The sequence below is a fragment of the Myxococcus virescens genome (assembly GCF_900101905.1).
In the GTDB taxonomy this organism is placed as follows: Bacteria; Myxococcota; Myxococcia; order Myxococcales; family Myxococcaceae; genus Myxococcus; species Myxococcus virescens.
This window is the reverse complement of sequence record NZ_FNAJ01000001.1, coordinates 839,773-856,826: the sequence shown is the minus strand read 5'-3', so window position 1 is coordinate 856,826 and position 17,054 is coordinate 839,773. Positions and strand designations below refer to the sequence as shown.

The 17,054-nt window shown below is 69.8% G+C and carries 14 protein-coding genes; 6 read left to right on the top strand and 8 right to left on the bottom strand.

Translation table 11 applies throughout. The features are described 5' to 3' along the window. Window positions 1-22 precede the first annotated feature (22 nt). Window positions 23-823 carry a glutaminyl-peptide cyclotransferase gene (locus BLU09_RS03490; RefSeq protein WP_090485358.1) on the top strand — a complete coding sequence of 267 codons (801 nt, stop codon included), beginning with the start codon at window positions 23-25 and terminating at the stop codon, window positions 821-823. 2 nt (window positions 824-825) lie between these two features. Here the strand turns inward: BLU09_RS03490 and BLU09_RS03485 are convergent, their stop codons facing one another. From BLU09_RS03485 to BLU09_RS03460, 6 genes are all read right to left on the bottom strand, one after another. Next, on the bottom strand, window positions 826-2,193 hold the full coding sequence (locus BLU09_RS03485) for a sigma-54-dependent transcriptional regulator (RefSeq protein WP_090485355.1): 1,368 nt from the start codon (window positions 2,191-2,193) through the stop codon (window positions 826-828). Next, a complete protein-coding gene (locus tag BLU09_RS03480; RefSeq protein ID WP_090485352.1) occupies window positions 2,175-3,653 on the bottom strand; it encodes a sensor histidine kinase in 1,479 nt (492 codons plus the stop codon). The genes BLU09_RS03485 and BLU09_RS03480 overlap by 19 nt, the downstream gene beginning before the upstream one ends. Before the next feature lie 290 nt (window positions 3,654-3,943). Then, window positions 3,944-5,509 carry a mucoidy inhibitor MuiA family protein gene (locus BLU09_RS03475; protein WP_090485349.1) on the bottom strand — a complete coding sequence of 522 codons (1,566 nt, stop codon included), beginning with the start codon at window positions 5,507-5,509 and terminating at the stop codon, window positions 3,944-3,946. A gap of 15 nt (window positions 5,510-5,524) precedes the next feature. Continuing rightward, a complete protein-coding gene (locus BLU09_RS03470) occupies window positions 5,525-7,621 on the bottom strand; it encodes a mucoidy inhibitor MuiA family protein (RefSeq protein ID WP_090485347.1) in 2,097 nt (698 codons plus the stop codon). 36 nt (window positions 7,622-7,657) lie between these two features. Continuing rightward, a complete protein-coding gene (locus BLU09_RS03465) occupies window positions 7,658-8,194 on the bottom strand; it encodes a metal-dependent hydrolase (protein WP_090485344.1) in 537 nt (178 codons plus the stop codon). Between the two features lie 37 nt (window positions 8,195-8,231). Continuing rightward, window positions 8,232-8,465, bottom strand: coding sequence for a hypothetical protein (locus BLU09_RS03460; RefSeq protein WP_090485340.1), 234 nt, complete (start codon window positions 8,463-8,465; stop codon window positions 8,232-8,234). 101 nt (window positions 8,466-8,566) lie between these two features. On the opposite strand from BLU09_RS03460, the gene BLU09_RS03455 reads away from it, so the two are divergent. Beyond that, window positions 8,567-9,115 carry a MarR family winged helix-turn-helix transcriptional regulator gene (locus tag BLU09_RS03455; protein WP_090485337.1) on the top strand — a complete coding sequence of 183 codons (549 nt, stop codon included), beginning with the start codon at window positions 8,567-8,569 and terminating at the stop codon, window positions 9,113-9,115. Between the two features lie 62 nt (window positions 9,116-9,177). Here BLU09_RS03455 and BLU09_RS03450 read toward each other — a convergent pair whose 3' ends face one another. Beyond that, the gene (locus BLU09_RS03450; RefSeq protein ID WP_090485334.1) at window positions 9,178-10,230 is read right to left on the bottom strand and encodes a polysaccharide lyase family 20 protein; all 1,053 of its coding nucleotides are present in this window, start codon (window positions 10,228-10,230) and stop codon (window positions 9,178-9,180) included. Window positions 10,231-10,682: 452 nt separating this feature from the next. Between BLU09_RS03450 and BLU09_RS03445 the strand changes: the two genes are divergently transcribed. After that, window positions 10,683-13,427, top strand: coding sequence for a CHAT domain-containing protein (locus tag BLU09_RS03445; RefSeq protein WP_090485331.1), 2,745 nt, complete (start codon window positions 10,683-10,685; stop codon window positions 13,425-13,427). A gap of 27 nt (window positions 13,428-13,454) precedes the next feature. Here the strand turns inward: BLU09_RS03445 and BLU09_RS03440 are convergent, their stop codons facing one another. Continuing rightward, window positions 13,455-14,462, bottom strand: coding sequence for a cupin-like domain-containing protein (locus BLU09_RS03440; RefSeq protein WP_090485329.1), 1,008 nt, complete (start codon window positions 14,460-14,462; stop codon window positions 13,455-13,457). Between the two features lie 140 nt (window positions 14,463-14,602). Here BLU09_RS03440 and BLU09_RS38080 point away from each other — a divergent pair, with 140 nt between their 5' ends. The 3 genes from BLU09_RS38080 to BLU09_RS39810 all read left to right on the top strand — a co-directional run bounded on the left by BLU09_RS38080 (window position 14,603) and on the right by BLU09_RS39810 (window position 16,883). Next, the gene (locus BLU09_RS38080; protein WP_143043102.1) at window positions 14,603-14,788 is read left to right on the top strand and encodes a hypothetical protein; all 186 of its coding nucleotides are present in this window, start codon (window positions 14,603-14,605) and stop codon (window positions 14,786-14,788) included. 134 nt (window positions 14,789-14,922) lie between these two features. Beyond that, on the top strand, window positions 14,923-15,483 hold the full coding sequence (locus BLU09_RS03435) for an RNA polymerase sigma factor (RefSeq protein ID WP_090485326.1): 561 nt from the start codon (window positions 14,923-14,925) through the stop codon (window positions 15,481-15,483). Further along, window positions 15,480-16,883 (top strand): zf-HC2 domain-containing protein, encoded by a 1,404-nt coding sequence (locus BLU09_RS39810; RefSeq protein ID WP_090485323.1) that lies wholly within the window; start codon window positions 15,480-15,482, stop codon window positions 16,881-16,883. Before BLU09_RS03435 ends, BLU09_RS39810 begins: the two co-directional genes overlap by 4 nt. The last annotated feature ends 171 nt before the right edge of the window (window positions 16,884-17,054 follow it).

The following is a 17,054-nucleotide window of genomic DNA, read 5'->3' as shown; positions in this document are numbered from 1 at the left end:
ACCGCTTCACTCGAGGCGTCTCATGCGGATTCCATCCTCGCTGCTGTCCTTGCTCGCGCTGGGCGCGGCGTGTCATTGCAGCCCCACGAACCGGCCGGTGCCGGATGCGGGAGGCGGCGTGCAGGAACCCGTGCGGCGCGTGGCGCACATCATCCGTGAGTACCCCCACGCGACGAATGCCTTCACTCAGGGGCTGGTGTTCCACCAGGGGCACCTCTTCGAGAGCACCGGGCACCAGGGGACGCTGCGGCAGCTGTCGCTGGAGAGCGCGCAGCCGGTGTGGATGGAGCGCCTGGGGAACATCTTCGCGGAGGGCCTGGCCAGCGACGGTGAGCGCCTGTACCAGCTCACCTGGACCGAAGGCCTGCTCTTCACCTGGAGCGGCATGCCGCCGCGGCGCGAGCGGACCACGCGCTATTCGGGGGAGGGCTGGGGCCTCTGCTACTGGAACGGGAAGCTGGTGCGCAGCGATGGCGGCACCATGCTCACCTTCCACGAGCCCGACGGCTTCGCCCTGGTGGGCGCGGTGCAGGTGAAGCTGCGCGGCCAGCCCGTGGAGCTCATCAACGAGCTGGAGTGCGCCAACGGCGTCATCTACGCCAACATCTGGCACAGCTCGGACGTGCTGGAGATCGACCCCGCCACGGGCACGGTGGTGGGCGTCATCGACGCGTCGGCGCTGACGCGCGCGGTGGCGGGGCAGGTGACCAACCCCGAGGCGGTGCTCAACGGCATCGCCGTGGAGCCGGGCTCGGGCCGCATCTTCATGACGGGCAAGCTGTGGCCCCGCCTCTTCGAGGTGCGTCTGGACGTGGTGGACTGACGTCAGGCCTTGCGCGTGTCGTCGTCGCGCTCCAGCTTGCGGTACAGCGTCTTGCGGTCCACCCCGAGGATGCGTGCCGCCAGCGTGCGGCTTCCGCCCACCGCCTCCAGCACGCGGTGGATGTAGCGCCGCTCCAACTGCTCCAGCGTCACCAGCTCCGAGGCGTCCTGCGTCTCCGGCACCACGCGCGGCTGGCTGTAGTTGCGGACGCGCTCGGGCAGGTCGTCCACGGTGATTTCCTCGAAGGAGGTGAGCGCCACCGCGCGCTCCAGGCAGTTCTGCAGCTCACGCACGTTGCCCGGCCAGCCATAGGCGAGCAGCCGCTGGGCCGCCCCGGGGGACAGGCCCAGCACCCGCTTCCCGGTGCGCGAGGCGAACTGCTCGATGAAGCGCTGGGACAGGGCCAGCACGTCGTTGCCGCGCGCGCGCAGCGGCGGCAGCTCCACGCCGATGACGTTGAGCCGGTAGTAGAGGTCCTCGCGGAAGCGGTCCTCCTCCACGGCCAGCTCCAAATCCCGGTTGGTGGCGGCGACGATGCGCGCGTCGAAGGGCACCTCCGTGTCGCCGCCCACCGGGCGCACCGTGCGCTCCTGCAGGGCGCGCAGCAGCTTGGGCTGGAGGGTGAGCGGCAGCTCGCCCACCTCGTCCAGGAAGAGGGTGCCCCCGTTGGCCTGGACGAACAGACCGGTGCGGGCGGCCTTGGCGTCGGTGAAGGCGCCCTTGGCGTGGCCGAACAGCTCGCTCTCCAGCAGGGCCTCCGGCATGGCCGCGCAGTTGATGGCGACGAAGGGCCCGTCCTTGCGGCGCCCGCGCGTGTGGACGGCCCGGGCCGCCACCTCCTTGCCGGTGCCGCTCTCGCCGGTAATCAGCACCGTGGAGTCCAGGTCCGCCACGCGGTCGATGAGCGCGTAGGCCTGCTTCATGGCGGGGCTCTCACCCACCACGGTGCCGCTGTCCTCGCGCCGGCCCAGCTCCTGGCGCAGCCTGCGCACCTCTTCACGCAGGGCGCGGTGCTGCACGGCGCGCTCCAGCACCAGGACCAGCGCGTCCACGTCGATGGGCTTGGTGACGAAGTCGTACGCGCCGGCGCGGATGGCGGCCACCGCCGTCTCCAGGCTGCCGAAGGCCGTCACCACCACCACGGGGATGTCCGGGCGGTTGAGGGCGATGCGCTCGCACAGCGCCAGCCCGTCCATGCCGGGCATGCGCAGGTCGGTGAGCACCACGTCGAAGTCCTCGGCGGCCAGCCGCACCAGGGCCTCGTCCGCTGACGGGAGCGCCACGGGCGTGAAGCCCCGGCGCGTGAGCCCCTTCTCCAACATCGCGCGCATCTCGCGCTCGTCCTCGACGACTAGGACGCGGCCTGGCATGTGTCTTCACCCCTTGGCAGGTAGATGGAGAAGCAGCTACCGCGTCCGGGCTCGCTGCGCACGGCAATCCAGCCGCCATGCTCCAGCATGAGCCCATAGGAGACAGACAGGCCCAGTCCGGTGCCCTCTCCCACGTCCTTGGTGGTGAAGAAGGGCTCGAAGAGATGGGCCAGCACGTCCTCGGGAATTCCCTGGCCCTCGTCCTCCACGTCCAGGCGCACGTAGTCCGCCTCGGGTCCGCCCACGTCCGGGGGCGGGGTGCTCCGGGTGTGGGCCGCGCGCACGCGCACCGTGCCCGGCTGCTTCATGGCCTGCACGCCGTTCATCACCAGGTTGGTGAGCACCTGCTGCACCTGGCCCGCGTCCACCTCCACCGTGAGTCCTTCGGGGATGTCCGTCTCCAGCGTGACGCTGTTTCGCGCCGCCATGGAGCGCAGCAGCGACAGGGTGCGTTCGACCAGGCCCAGCACGTCTTCCGGCGCGCGGTGCGGCTTCCTCCGCCGCGCGAAGTCGAGGAGCTGACGGATGATGGCCGTCATGTGCTGGGCCTGCTGCGAGATGATTTGCGCGCACTCGCCCACTTCCTCGCCCTCCGCCTCGCCGGAGGAGATCATCTTCGCCCGGCCCATGACGACGTTGAGCGGAGTGCCCAGCTCATGCGCCACGCCGGAGGCCAGCTTGCCCACGGTGGTGAGCCGGTCCGCGTGACGCAGGTGGTCCACGGCGGACAGGCGCGCGGCCGTCTCCGTGGCGAGGCGCGAGCGCGTCTCCTCCAGTTGCTCGCCCATGCGGTTCATGGCGCCGGCCAGGGTGGTGAGCTCGTCGCCGCGGCGCTGCGGGAGCGGCACGCGGGCGGTGAGGTCTCCCTCGCCGATGCGGTGGGCCAGGGACACGAGCTGGTCCACCGGCTCGCCCACCAGCCGGCGGCCCATGGCCATGGCGGCTACGATGAAGCCGATGGCCATGGCGGCGGTGGCGGCGAAGGTGCCCATGACCACGGTGTTGACGTACTTCTGCTGTTCGCCCAGCGACTCGGTGATTTCGATGGCGCCCAGCCGGTTGCCGATGAGCACCGGCGTGTACGAATGAAGCAGGCCGGGGTCCACGGCGGGGTCCACCATGGAGCCGTCCTTGCCCTGGAGCAGGGTCGAGAGCAGGCGAGGCGGGAAGCCGGTGAGGGCCGGGGTGCCGGGGCCGCCATCGAGCCACACCCAGCGCAAGTGGACCTGCTCCTGGAAGCGGTTGGCCTGATGGAGCAGGGTGAGCGCCTCGCGCTCCCCGGCGAGCTGCCACGCCTTGCCGATGGAGCCAGCGAGCGTGTGGCCGAGCAACCGGTGGTCGTGCTGCATGTCCAGGGCGGAGCGCTCGAGCTCGCGGCGGACCTGGACGTACTGCAAGCCCGCCATGACGGCGATGGCGAGCAGGACGAGGGCGAGGGTGAACTTGCGGGCGAGTCTCACGGGCGGTTCGAAAGAGGCTGCTCCGGTCCGTGCGCCTCGAGGGGGAGGGAGCGCACGGACCGGAGGTGGGTTCTCACAACGTACCGCGAGTGCTGCAACAAGGAAGGCGGCGTTTGCCGCACGGGCCCGCGCCGGCTGTCGGGACGGGCGGGCCGTGCTTCCTTGGGCTCACGCAAAGCATCCACTGTGCCAACGGAGGCGGGGCGGTGCCTCACTCGGGGACGCGTGTGCCGTATCCCACCCTGAGCGGGGCAGATTGCCCCGGAGAGGGGCAGGATGCCCCGACGCCCCTAGAGCCCCTTCGTTTCGTAGTGGGAGGGGGCGTCGACGTGGAAGGCGAAGTCCACGGTCCGCTTCTCGCCTGGGGCCAGCTTCACCTTCCAGGTCGCGATACCGTCGTTGGACTGGAGCGTGTAGCCGGCCGTCGTCTCGGGTTCCAGCTCCACCTTCACGTCCTCCAACTCGGACACGGGGAAGTGCTCGGAGAGCTCCACCTCTTCCGGGTGCGCGCGCAGGTTGTTCACCGTGAACTGGTAGGCGTACCGGAACCGCTGCGTGTCCTTGAACAGGCCCTTGGGGCGTTGGAGTTCCTCCACCACGCGGCGCTCCACGCGCAGGCCTTCCTCCACGCCGAAGGTCAGCTCGAAGGGAGCACCTTGCGCCACGTGCTCCAGGGGCTGGCGGCCGATGAAGCCCGTGCCACGATAGAGGTCCACATCCCCTGGCAGCAGCGGGAACGCGGCGGCGTTGTTCAAGCGGGCCACGCGGAAGACGACGGGGGACAGCTTGGGGATGGTGCGCCAGTGGAACGCGGCCTTGAGCCGGGTCTGCGCCACCTGCACGCGCACGGCGCTGTCATCGCCAGGGATGCTCACGGGGGTCGGCGCCACCAGTTGCACGGACAGGCCCTGTGGTACGGATTCGAGTCCCTTCGAACGCGCGGTGGTGTCGGTACCTCCCGCGTGGGCGTGCTGTGGCTGCTCGTCGCGGCGCACCAACACCCGGCGCTCTTTCGCCCGTTCCTCCGCGAACACGGTCAGGGGCCGGATTGCCGGAAGCGTCGCGTCCCGTTGCGGCTGCGCCGTGGAGAGCACCAGCTTCGCCTCCGTCCAATCCTCGCCGGTGGCCTGGCGCACCGTGGCCAGCGTCGTCAACTCCATCGTCCGGGTGCTCTCGTTCGCGCGGGCCTCATAGGAAGGTGTCCAGGAAACCTGGCCCACCAGATAGGTCAGCTCCACGCGGGCCCGCGTTCCCTCGGGGCAGGACAGGCGCACCTCCACGCGGCGTTCCTTTCTTTCCGCGTCGAGCCGGAGCGTCTCCAATTCGACTTCCACCTGGGAGCGCCGTTTCTCGAGCGCACGCAGCCTGGCGCTCGCCTCCAGGTCCTCGGTCATCGCTCGCTGCCGCACGGCCAAGGCCGAATCGAGGGCGGCTGCCCAGGCACGTGGGTCGGGTTTTGAAGCCGTCAGTGCCCGGGTGATGCGGTCCACGGCGACATCCGTATAGCCATTCGCGAGCGTTCTCAGGTCGCTCACGTGTGCCACCGCGTCGTTGTGGGCCTTTTCCTCACGGAGGATGGCGTCCAGGCGGGCTTCCAGGCGGGCGCGTTCCTCGCGATGGGCTTCCTCGCGCGTGGACTCCTCGCTGATGAGGCCTTCCACGGTGGCGCCCATGGCGCGGGCACGCAGACTGTCGGGCGCGGCGGCCAGGGGGACGGCTTCGAAGAGGGCGCTGGTGGGACCCCGGCACGTTACGGTCTGCTCGCGCGTGACTTGCGCACGGTCCGGGTACACCACGACAGTGGACACCTTGGCGGACGCGACGAGCGCCCACAGCGTCAGGGACAGGGCAGGCATGGGGCGGTCCTCGGGCTACTTCTGGAACAGACGCCAGCCCTTGGGGCGGCTCAGGGTGTATTGGAAGGCGATGGTGGACTTGCTGGACGGGGGCACCGTCACGTTCCACTGGAGCTTCCCCGTTCCCGTGTCGGGCTGAACGGAGGGCACGGCGCGGACCAGCGCCACCTCCACCTTGCCGTCGGTGTTGAGCGGGAGTTGGTCCATCACGCGCACTGCCAGCGGGAAGGGATAGGGATTGGGAACCTCGATGGTGACTTCGTAGGTTCCCACCTCTTCCTTGGAGATGAAGCCCTTCTCCGCCTCGACGAGCCGCACATTGCGGGCGCTGCGCACCTCGCGGTCGATGCCCAGCGGCAGGGTGAAGGTGCCGCCGGGGACGAGCGTCTCCAACGTCGCGGAGCCGGCCGGGTCGGTCCCCACGAAGAGCGACGCGTCACCGCCGGGAAGCACGGTCCGGGCGGGGCCTTTGAGGGTCGCGACGAGGTATGCGTTCTGCGAGAGCGCGGGGAACACCTGTCGCTCCACCTGCACGGGCCAGGACTCGGAGACCAGGGGCAGACTGCGCTCGCCCTTGCCGCTGAGAAGGGTCTCCCGATGCCGCGAGGTGAAGGTGAGGTTGTAACCCCCCGCGACGGCGACGGGCGACTCCGGGTTGAACGTGGGGGGCCGCCAGGCTGGCGGTGGGCTCAGTCCCACGTCCTGCGGGATGGAATCCTTGTGGGCGAACCCCACGTCAATATTGACGCCCGCCATGGTGGAACCGACGTCGATGATGGGCCCGCGGCCATTGATTCCGATGGTTTCGCGCAGGGAATCGGAAAGCAATTCCACGTTGACGCGGATCGTACGGGCCGGACGGAGTTGGATGTGGCTGCGGGCATAGGGCTTGTTCGCCTCGCGTTCGAACCGCAAGGTGTAGAGGTCCGCGGGAATCCCGGAGATGAGGTACTCCCCCTTGGCGTTGGTCACTGTCAGGTAATCCCCCTCGAGCGAGGGGGCCGTCGCGATGACGACCACATCTGCAAGCGGCTTTCGGGACTGCGCGTCGGTGACGGTGCCCAGGATGGTGCCCCGGCCCTTTTCCCGCGGAGGCTCGGGGGCTTGGGGCTGCGTGGGCGCGGGTTGCTCTCCGGCCTGCGCGCCAGCCAGCAATAGCAACTGCGCGCGCAGTGCTTGGTCGGCCGATGCCGTGACCTTGGGCTGGCTGTCCGGAGCGCCTTGCGCGGGCCGAATGGACTCTTGATGGGGATGGGGCGTGGGAATGAAGCGCTCCCGGACGCCCAGCTTCCAGGTGCTGAGCTTCGGCATCGCGGTGGCATTGGAGGGCAGGGCGGTGCTGAGCGTGAGCCGCGCGCCCTCCCAGTCCTCACCCGTCTCCTGGCTGACGCGGCCGTAAAAGGCCATCTGCATCCGTTGCGACTCGGGTTGGAGCTGCAACTCATATCGGGGATACCAGCGGGCACCGGTGGTGAGGTACGTCAACGTCACCTTCGTGGCGCCGTTGCCCGTGAGCGTGGCGCCCACCTCGACCCCCGGTTCGCCAAACGTCTTGCCCAACGTCGAGGCGCGCTCCTTGTGCTGCTGCTGTTCCTTCTTGAGCGTCTCGGATTGTGCCTCCAGTTCTCGCATCCGAGCGTCGAGCCGCGCGATGTTGTCCACGAGGAAGGCCGCGGCGGTGCTCCAGTTGGAGGGGCTCGTCTGAGCCCGTGCCGCCTCGCCATCGCCCGGCACCGTGGGGCGAATACGCCGGAGCGCTTCAATCTGGATGTGATGGACATTGCGCTCCGCGGCGATGCGCGCGAGCGCGACGTCGACGTCTTCCAGCCTCGCGATGAGCTTCCGGGCTTCGTCATGGGAGAAGGACTCTCCCTTCACGATGCGCACGTCGACGTGGGACACCTCCGCGCCTTCGGCTTCGACGCGGATGGAGTCCGTATCCACGTTCTTGGGCAGCCGGGGAAACGTCACCCGCCGCGAGCCGGAAACCGTGAGGCTGCCGGAGCGAACCACCTGCGCCTGGTCGCTGTAGACCGTGACTGACGTGACGGGGGCGTCGAGCGACGCCCCCAGCACGCCTACTGCCATCAACCCGAGTCCGAGGATGAGCATGCGTCCATGCTGGCGACGGACGCATGGACAATCACGTCATGGTTCCCGCACGAAATCCTCACGGAGGAACCGGCGCCGGAGCGTGCGCGTGACCTCCGCGTCCCACCGGGCGGAGAACACCTCCACGAAGGTCCGGCGGAATCGCAGCGCGCACGCCAGACACAGCAGCGTGGTGGCCAGCCCGATGACCGCGTTCTGCCAGGAGGCGAGGTTCCACTGCCCCTCCCAGAACCACTCCCGCATGCTCGTGGGCCAGTAGTAGTAGATGGGCCAGCCCGGGCCGCTGCCCGCGAGGTCGCAGAGCAGGTGCAGGTGAAAGGTGAACAGGGACAGGGCCGCCACCCGCAGCCGCTGCCGCGCCAGCGCCGCGCAGGCCACCGCCGTGACGATGGCACCCACGTAGCCATGGAAGATGACGTGGTGATAGCGGAAGTAATACGCCTCGCCCGCGAGCAGCGTGAGTCCGTCCAGGTCCGGCGCCAGTCCCGCGCAGGTGACGAGGATGCGGTCCCTGCGCTCCTTCAGACCCTGCGCCGCGAGCCAGGCCAGCTCGGCATGGACAATGGGATTCATGCCCACAGCCTATGTCGCTGCCCGGCCTCACTTCACCTCACCCGACCACGGGCGCGCGCCGGGGCGTGCCGAGCAGCTCCAACGTGCGCATCGCCACGTCCACCAGGGAGGAGGCACACGGGTGGCAGCCTCCACCGCAGCAGCCCGGCCAGTCACCCTCCGGGTCGCGAAGGAGGGGATACACGCAACCCCGCAGCGAGTCCGGCAAGCCGACCTCCTCGCACGCGCGGCGCAGGGCCGTCTGCACAGCGGCGTCCTTCACATCCAGCACGGCCTGTTCATAACGCCCGGGCCAGCGGGCGCCAGCCCACGGTGCGGAGCGCGCCCTTTCTGATTGCCTAAAATCATTAGGAGCCTTACGAGGCCTGTGCCGTGCCTACTCGACCTCCCACTTCCCCGACGCCCGCGGCGATGCCGCGCTACGAGCGGCTCCAGCGCCTGGCGCTGCGCTTCCCCGAGCTCGACGCCAGCGCCATCGAGACGTGCATCACGTTGCTGCGGGCCTCGCACGACTTGTCGGGGGCCTATGAGGCGCACCTGGGCCGTCACGGGCTGTCGATGGGGCGCTTCATGGTGCTGGTCCGACTGCTCACCACCGAGGACGACGACGTGGAGCGCGTGAGTGGGCTCACGCCCGCGGACCTCGCGGAGAGCTCTGGCGTCAGCCGGGCCACGATGACGGGGCTGCTGGACACGTTGGAGAAGGATGCCCTCATCTCCCGCGAGGACCATCCGGAGGACCGCCGCATGTACACGGTGCGCCTCACGCCCAAGGCCCGGCAACTCATCGAGAGCGTGTTGCCGGACCACTACCGGCGGATTGCCGCGCTGATGGCGCCCTTGAGTGAAGAGGAGCGCACCACGCTGCGGATGTTGCTGGCCAAGGTCACCTCAGGGCTCCCCCTGCTCAAGGAGCCCTGACGCGCGACCTTGCCGCGCGGGGCCTGCCGTATCACCGACACGCCCCGCGATGCCGAGGCCGCTCAGCGCTTCGCGTGGGCGCGAGCCTGTGCTGGCTTGCGGCGGCGGGCGAACAGCGCGGCGAAGGAGAGCAGGCCCACCGCGGCGGTGATGGGCACGCCCGCCGTTCCGCCGCCGGAGGCATTGCAGCCCCGCGCCCCGTCGGCGCCCAGCGGACGCTCCCCGGAGAGGATGTCCTCGGGGGTGGTGACGCCCCAGCGGGTCTGCGGCTGCGTGTCGGGCGTCCGGGCGATGGGCACGTCGGGGAGCTCCTCGGACGGCGCGTCCTCACCTGGCTGCTCCGGCGCGGGAGGGGTGGGCTCGGGCTCCGGTGCGGGGGGCTCGGGGGCCGGCTCCGGTGTCGGCGGCGGCGGCATGACCTCCTCCAGCGTCGAGGCCATGGTGAAACCGTCGTGGTACACGCTGGCCTCGGGACGGATGGCGTCATCGCGGTACAGGCCCAGCTTCAGGTAGTTCATCTCCTTGCCGAACTGCGTCGCGACGTAGGTCTTCGGCACGACGACCTCGTTGTTGTGCCAGAGCTGGACGAAGCCCGTCTTCGCGTTGGGCGACCACTTCACCTGCAACACGAAGTCGCTCCAGTCACCGCGCTTGAGCGGGGCCGTCCACAGCACCTTGCCCTTCGCGCCGCCCACGCGCATGTGCATCGCTTCGCCGCGCACGTAGAACTCCAGCGGTGGTGAGCCGCAGCAGCCCTCCTGGTGCCACTGCGCGAAGACCTGCCAGCTGTCATCGAGCGGGTAGTTGGTGGGGAAGAGGGTGCTCCACTTGTAGTACCAGGTGGAGTCCGTCTTCTCCTGGCTGATGTAGAGCAGTTCATTGCGGTTGCCACTGGCGTTGATGGGGTCATCGCCCTGGCGCACCGTGGCCTTCAGCGCATAGCGGCCCTCGCGGACCACATCCGTCACCACCTGGAGACGGCTGTTGGAGACGCTCTGACTGCGCGTCCACTGCGAGGTATTGCCCGTCTCGAAGTCGCCTTTCCACGCCACGTCCGCGGAGGCGAACGAGGGAATCAGAGACACCAGGGCGGCGAGTCGAAGCAGCTGCGTCAAGCGAGGTCCTTTCGTTCCAGGTTGGCGCAGTGGGACACTCAGGCGGACGTGCTACTTCCCGCTCGTGCCCTCTCGTAGAACCCTCGGGCGGGCGTGGCCCCGCCGTCTCATGCGGAGGGCTGCCTGACGGGCGGGCCCCTGGCGTCAGGCTGGCTTTTTCCTCCGAGGAGACAGTGATTCCGGAGGGATGCGCGGAGGACCTGCACTCAAGGTTTTCGGCGCAAGCCGTCTCCAGGTCAGGCCGCCTGGTTCACGGCCTGACCACCTGGCGAATCGTGGGCGGGCAGTCGGGGAGGTGGGTTGGAAAAAGCGGGAGAAATGCCGCGGGTGGCGATGAGCCAGGCGTCTGTTTCTGGTTGCCCAGCCTCCGCTGGAAGTCGGTGGGGAACGGTGGATGGTGTACAACGCGGTAGTTGGGCGACTGCTTGGGGGATGGCGCCCGAGGGGGCAGTATGTTGAAGCCGGCGTACGACAAAGTCCTGGTCCTGGCGCTGGCCACGCCCGTCTTGGTGTTGACCGTCCTTCTTGCCCGCACGCCCTCCAAGGGAAGCGGGGCACCTGTATCCGCGCAGTTCTGGGCGGAGCGCCGCTCCGCGTCACGCATCGAGGCCCGGCTCACGCACCCCGAAGCGGACCGCTACCGGCCACGCATGTCGGCGGGCGGCTGCCCCGTCGCGCCCGAACCCATCCCGCTGCGAGACCTCGCCCGGCTTGAGGAAGCGGGCGACCTGTCCGGTATCGCCTCCGCGTATGCCCTTCAGGGCGAGTGGAACCAGGCGGCCTCGTTCCTGGAGCGCATGCCCGCCTCTCCGGACCGCGACAGTGATTTGGCCGCGGTGTACCTCGCTCGCGGCGCGCATGAGCAGGCCTTGCGGTTGCTGGACGGCGTGCTGAAGGCGCAGCCGAAGCATGCGCAGGCCATGTGGAACCGCGCGCTGGTGCTCCAGGCGATGGGGCTCACGATGAAGGCGGCGGACACCTTCGAACAGGTGGCGCTGATGGGTGAGCCGGGCTGGAGCCGCGAGGCGAAGGCCAACGCTCGCGAGCAACGCGACGCCACGATGGAGCGCGCCCGCCGGTGGAAGGAAGCACGCGAGGCCACGCTGGCGCTGGTGGATGACCCTCAGGCACCGCTCCCACTGGAGGCGGCCCGCAAGGACCCGGGCATCGTCCGGCAGGCTTTCTATGAAGTGGTCCGCGCGGCGCCGTCGAAGGAGCGCGTCCTGGCCCTGCTGCCCCTGGCGCAGGAGCTGGACCGCGGCCACGGTGGCTCCACGCTGGCGGACTACGTCAAGCGGGTGAGCGGCCGGAACTTCACGCGCCGCGGCGCGCTGTCGCGCGAGTACGCGTCGCTGGTGCGCGGCAAGCTGAACAAGCCGGACAAGCTGCTGGAGCGGGTGCTGGCGTCGGGAGAGGACGACCTCTTCCTGGGCACGGCCCAGCACACGCGGGCCACGCGCCGCATGTTCTCGCAGGTGGTGGAGCGGGCGAAGCGCCAGAACGACCCCTGGTTCAACCTCTACATCGAGCGTGAGGAGGCCATCCGCGAGACGGCCGAGGGCCAGTGGTGGAAGGCCGAGCAGCGCATCTTCAACGCGCTCCAGCGCTGCCGCGAGGGCGGCCTGTCCGCGCGCTGCGTGGACCTGGAGCTGCGCCTGGGCATCCTCTACGCCGACCTCCAGCGCCTCACCGAGGGCGAGCAGCACGCCCGCGCCGCCTGGGCCTGGGCGCGCCAGCTCCGGGAATGGGACATGGAGTTCACCGCCCTGGAGGCGCTGGCCGCCATCACCCGCTCACGCGGGGACTTCGCCAGCTCGCGTGCCTATGTAGAGGAGTGGTCCGCCCGCGGGCACGTCAACTGCGTCTGGCCCCGGGAGAACCTGGCCCATACGTACTACCTGGACAACCGCATGGACGACGCGCGCCGCGAGGTGGACGCGAACGCCGCCTGCAAGAACGAGCCGTTGAGCCTGCTGTTCGCCGTCAACCTCGCGGAGCTGTCACGCACCCGGCCGAAGCCTGGGGATGAGGCGTTGCTGCGGCAGGCCCTCACGTGGGCCGACCACAGCAACCCCATGCCCAGCGACGCGGTGTATGCCCGTTACGTGGAGGGCCGCTTCCTGCTGGACTCCGACAGAGCCCGGGGGCTGGCGCTGCTGCGGCAGACCATCACCGAGGCGGAGGCGTTGCCTCGGGGGGATTCACTGGCGCGCGAGGCCTGGGCGCTGAGCTATTCGTCGCTCGTCACGGACGCGGGCAGGGCGGGCGAGTACACCCAGGCGCTGGAGTTGATGGCCGCGCAGCTCGGCACGCCCGTGCCCCAGCGCTGCGCCCTGGCGGCGGCGGTGCATGGCGAGCGCACGGTGCTGGTGGCGCGCGGGACGCAAGGCCAGGTGCTGGGCCACTACGAGACGGACCGGCAGGGGCCATTCATCCGCGCGGACACCTCGCGGCTGGTGCCGGATCGGCTGCGTGAGGTGTTGCGTGGCTGCGAGCGCGTGGACGTGCTCGCCTGGCCGCCCGTCTTCGGCCGCACGGACCTGTTGCCGCCGGAGGTGCCGTGGAGCTTCCGGCTCGGCCGCACGGCCCAGCCGCGCACCACGCCCACGGCCCGGCGGCTCGTCGTCTCCAGCGTGGATGCGCCCGCGCTGCTCCAACTGCCGCGGCTGCCGCAGTGGTTGCCCTCGCAGGAGCCGGAGGCGGTGCCGCTGCAGGTGCTGTCCGGCTCGGACGCCACGCCCGCGCGCGTGCTGGCGGACATGCGGGACGCCACCGAAATCGAAATCCATGCCCACGGCATCATGGACCCGGCGCTCTCGGATGCGTCGCTGGTGGTGCTGTCCCCAGAGACGAGCGGCCGCTACGCGCTCACCGCGGACGTGGTGCGGCAGCAGAAGCTCACGGGGGCGCCCATGGTGTTCCTGGCGGCGTGCAGCGCCGGACGCGCGGCGAGCACCACCACCAGCCACGAGCCCTTCAGCCTGCCCGCGGCCTTCATCGACGCGGGCGCGCGGGCGGTGCTGGCCTCCACGGTGGACATCCCGGATGCCGCCGGCCGCTTCTTCGATGGGGTCCGGCGCCGCATTCGCGAAGGGGCCGCGCCGGCGGTGGCGCTGCGGGACGAGCGTCAGCGCTGGCTGGAGCGGGACAGCCGTGCCGGGTGGACCCGGCACGTCATCCTCGTGGAGTCATATTGAGCGCAGGCGGCCGCGCGGTGCGGCCGTCTACTGCGGAGTCCTCAGGTGCGTGTTGCCTCCCGGGAGCTGGAAATGATGGAACGTGACAGTGGCGCTCACGTCCAGTGCGCGCACCCAGTGCCACCACCCCACGGGCAGGAAGAGCAGCTCGCCTGGCTCCACGACGCCCTCCAGGACGGTGGCCTCGCCGTAGAGCGGGAAGCGCGCCGCGTCCGGGCTCGCCGCGTCCACGGAGCTGAAGGTGCCGTGGCGCGGGTAGACGAGGTGGCGCTGGAAGGACGGCACCAGCCGCACGTGCTTGCGGCCCATCACCTGGCCCAGCAGCACGTTCATGTTGTCATGGTGGAGCGGGGTGACGGTGCCCGGCGGTCCCAGCAGCAGCGTCGTCATGTCGGGACGCAGCTCCGGGTCGATGATGCCGGCGGGCGCGCGGATGTCCTCGCGCAGCCGGGCCAGTCCGTCGCGCTTCCAGTTCTCGTTGCGCGGCACCATGTAGAAGTCATTCGTCTCGCCGCCCGTCTCCATCCGCTGGACGTAGTCGCGCAGCTTCACCACCTGGCGGTGTTTGTCGGGCTGCGAGGCATGGTCCGGGTTGGCGTCGCGCCCGGACATGATTTCCACCTCCACGTCCCCGAAGCGCTCCCGGAAGTCCGCGAGCGACCAGCGGCGCATCGCCGGCCAGTCCTCCATGAAGCCTTGCAGCACCACCGGCCGGTGACCGAAGTAGTAGCGGGTGAAGAACTCCTCCGGGCTCACCCCTCGGCGCTTCTCCAGCGTCACCGCGCCGGACTGGCGGTGCAGCTCCGCGTAGAGGTCCGCCAGCGCCTCCAGCCACTCGTAGCGCCGGCCAATCCGCCGCGCCGCCACCACGTAGGGGTGCGCCTGTGCCGCGGCGATTTCCCGCTGCGCCAGCGAAGCCTCCACGCCCGCATCCACGAGCACCCGCTGCGCGTCCTCCGCGCTCACGCCCAGGGCGAGGTTCTCCGCCAGCCAGGTGTGCCACTCCAATGCCAGGCGCGAATCTTCCCTGCTCATTCAGAACTCCGTGAATTCCATGTCGCGAGTTGCCCCGTCAGATGCGCGGGGTTGGCGCGTGTCATGATAAGGACTGTACGTGTTGCCGTATCATCCATGTCTAGCTTTCAGACCATCCCCATCGCGAGGTGCGAGCGCTCATGACGCCCGTCGAATCCCTTATGGCCGGTAGCTTGGATTCCGAATCCGGTGAAGCCCATGTCAAGAACACCTACGTCAACTGCGACACGGCCAGCGTCGCCCCGCGCAAGCGGCTCCCGCTGCCGTCGCCGGCGGTTCCTCCCCTGGTCGGGCCGGAGCATCCGAACGCCAGCCAGGTCCGCTGATCTCCAGGCCCGGGCAGGGTTTTTCACCCTCCCGGGCATTTTTCTGTCCAGGTCCTTCTTTTTTATTCTCAAGGATTGGACGGCTGCGCGTCTTTGACTGGGTAACGCGCAGGCGCGCATGTGAGTGGGGCTGCATGTCCAACCTCTTCAACCGGGACCGGAGGCGCTTCGAAGCGTTCATCCGTCAGCATCGGCCCAGCCTTCTGGGGCTGGCCCGCCGGTTGTGTGCCCGCTCCAGCCTGGAGCCGGAGGACCTCGTCCAGGAGACCTTCGAGCGGGCGATGCCGGAGTTCGAGCATCTGAAGGACCGGACGGACTCCGCGGCGGCTGCGTGGCTGTGTACGACGATGACGAACCGCTTCCTGGACTACTGCCGCCGCCAGCGGACGGAGTCCCGGGGCATGCCGCACCTGGCGCTGGTCCAGGATTTGGCGGTGTCACCAGAGGAGACCCAGGAGAACTGGGCGCTGGTGAGCACCGACGCCTTCCAGAAGGCCATCGAGCGGCTGAAGCCGCACCTGCGTGACGCCTACCGCCTGCACGCGGAGGGCAAGCGCTACAACGCCATCGCCGAGCATTTCAATGTTCCCGTGGGCACCGTGGGCAGTTGGCTCACCCTGGCCCGTAGGGATTTGAAGGAACTGCTGCTGCCCCAGGTGGCGGTAGCCCGGGAGCAGGGGGCCACGAGCTCATGACGACGCCATGCACCAATCTGCACCTCTTCGTGGACGGAGAGCTGTCCGCTCCCGACGCGGAGGTCTTCCGCCAGCACCTGGGGCGCTGCCCTGAATGCGAGGCGGGGCTGAGGGAGCTGCTTCAGTTGGAGCTGCTGGCCTCGCGCGCCCTGGGGGGTAGCGCCAGCGTCGCCGAGCCGCCGCCCGCGAAGGTGACGCCGCTGCGGCCGTGGATGCAGCGGATGTCCCGCACGGTGGTGCCGGTGGCGTTGGCGGCGGGGTTGGCGGCGGTGGGCGTGTTCCGTCTCCAGACGCAGCCGGAGGCCCCCACCGACGTGTGGTTGGCGGGCGCGGACGTGCGGACCTTGGAGGCGCGGCTCAGCCACCCGATGGCGGACCGCTTCCGGCCCTACGAGCCGATGCGCGGCACGTCCGGCGCCGCGAACCCGCTGCCGCTGCGTCCCCTGGCGGAGCTGGAGGAGCAGCAGGACTTCCGGGGCATCGCCGCCGCCTATGCGCTGCGCGGGGACTGGCAGCAGGCGGAGTCCTTCCTGGCGCGGGCACCGGCCTCGGCGGACCGGGACAATGACCGCGCGGTGGTGGCCCTCAGCGGTCAGCGGTGGGAGGAAGCGCTGAACCTGCTCGGCGGCGCGCTGCGACAGGAGCCGCGGCATGCGCAGGCGCTGTGGAACCGGGGGCTGGCGCTGCGGGGGCTGGGCCTGCTGAAGCAGGCGGAGGCGTCGTTCCGCGACGTCGCGTCGCTGCCGGGCCAGGCGGCGGGCTGGCAGGTGGCCGCGGAGAAGCGCGCGGACGAGATGCGTGCGCTGCGTGACGCGGAGGCCGCGCGGTGGCAGCGCCAGGTGCGGGAGACGTGGACGCAGCTCACCGAGAAGACGGCGGATGCGGCGTACCTGGTGCGGCAGCAGCCCGCGGTGACGCGAGCGGCCCTCTATGAAGCGGTGCGTACGGCCACTTCGGCGGACGCGGTGGCCTCACTGTTGCCGTTCGCCTCGGCGTTGGATCGGCTGGGTGAAGGCACGGTGCTCCAGGACTACGTCCGGGATGTGGCAGCCCGCGACTTCAAGGTGCGTGCGCCGCTGGCGGAGGACTATGCGCGGCTGGTGAAGGGGGCGCTGGTTCCGGGGCTGCTGGAGCGACTGCGCGCCTCCCAGGAGACGGACCTGTACGTCGGCGCGTTGCTCCACACGGGCGAGGCCGCCCGGGATGCGGAGTCGCTCAAGGCCCTGCAGCGCTACGCCCACGGCTCCAGGGACCCGTGGCTCAACCTGCTGGCCGAGCGTGAGCGGGCCCGGAGCGAGGAGGCGTCCGGCCGCGCGGCCAACGCCGAGCACCTGCTGCTGGCCACGCTTCGCACGTGTGGTGCGTACAACACGCTCTTCCCGTGCGCTGAAATCAACTGAGCGCTCGCTTCGGATGACGTCGCGCGGAGGCCGGCCTGTGACAGGGCCGGCCTCTTGCTTTTGTGGGCTTCGTGCAGGCGCGTGTCCGGGACCGGGCGAACGCGGGACTCGTGAAGGACGTCCCTGGCGTGCCGTGGCAGGCTCTGGCGGTTGGTTTCTTCCGCCCAGGAG

Coding starts and splice junctions, on each gene's coding strand:
- BLU09_RS03490 (WP_090485358.1), top strand. CDS start 23: ATGCGGATTCCATCCTCGCTGCTGTCCTTGCTCGCGCTGGGCGCGGCG.
- BLU09_RS03485 (WP_090485355.1), bottom strand. CDS start 2,193: ATGCCAGGCCGCGTCCTAGTCGTCGAGGACGAGCGCGAGATGCGCGCG.
- BLU09_RS03475 (WP_090485349.1), bottom strand. CDS start 5,509: ATGCCTGCCCTGTCCCTGACGCTGTGGGCGCTCGTCGCGTCCGCCAAG.
- BLU09_RS03470 (WP_090485347.1), bottom strand. CDS start 7,621: ATGCTCATCCTCGGACTCGGGTTGATGGCAGTAGGCGTGCTGGGGGCG.
- BLU09_RS03465 (WP_090485344.1), bottom strand. CDS start 8,194: ATGAATCCCATTGTCCATGCCGAGCTGGCCTGGCTCGCGGCGCAGGGT.
- BLU09_RS03445 (WP_090485331.1), top strand. CDS start 10,683: ATGTTGAAGCCGGCGTACGACAAAGTCCTGGTCCTGGCGCTGGCCACG.
- BLU09_RS03440 (WP_090485329.1), bottom strand. CDS start 14,462: ATGAGCAGGGAAGATTCGCGCCTGGCATTGGAGTGGCACACCTGGCTG.
- BLU09_RS38080 (WP_143043102.1), top strand. CDS start 14,603: ATGACGCCCGTCGAATCCCTTATGGCCGGTAGCTTGGATTCCGAATCC.
- BLU09_RS03435 (WP_090485326.1), top strand. CDS start 14,923: ATGTCCAACCTCTTCAACCGGGACCGGAGGCGCTTCGAAGCGTTCATC.
- BLU09_RS39810 (WP_090485323.1), top strand. CDS start 15,480: ATGACGACGCCATGCACCAATCTGCACCTCTTCGTGGACGGAGAGCTG.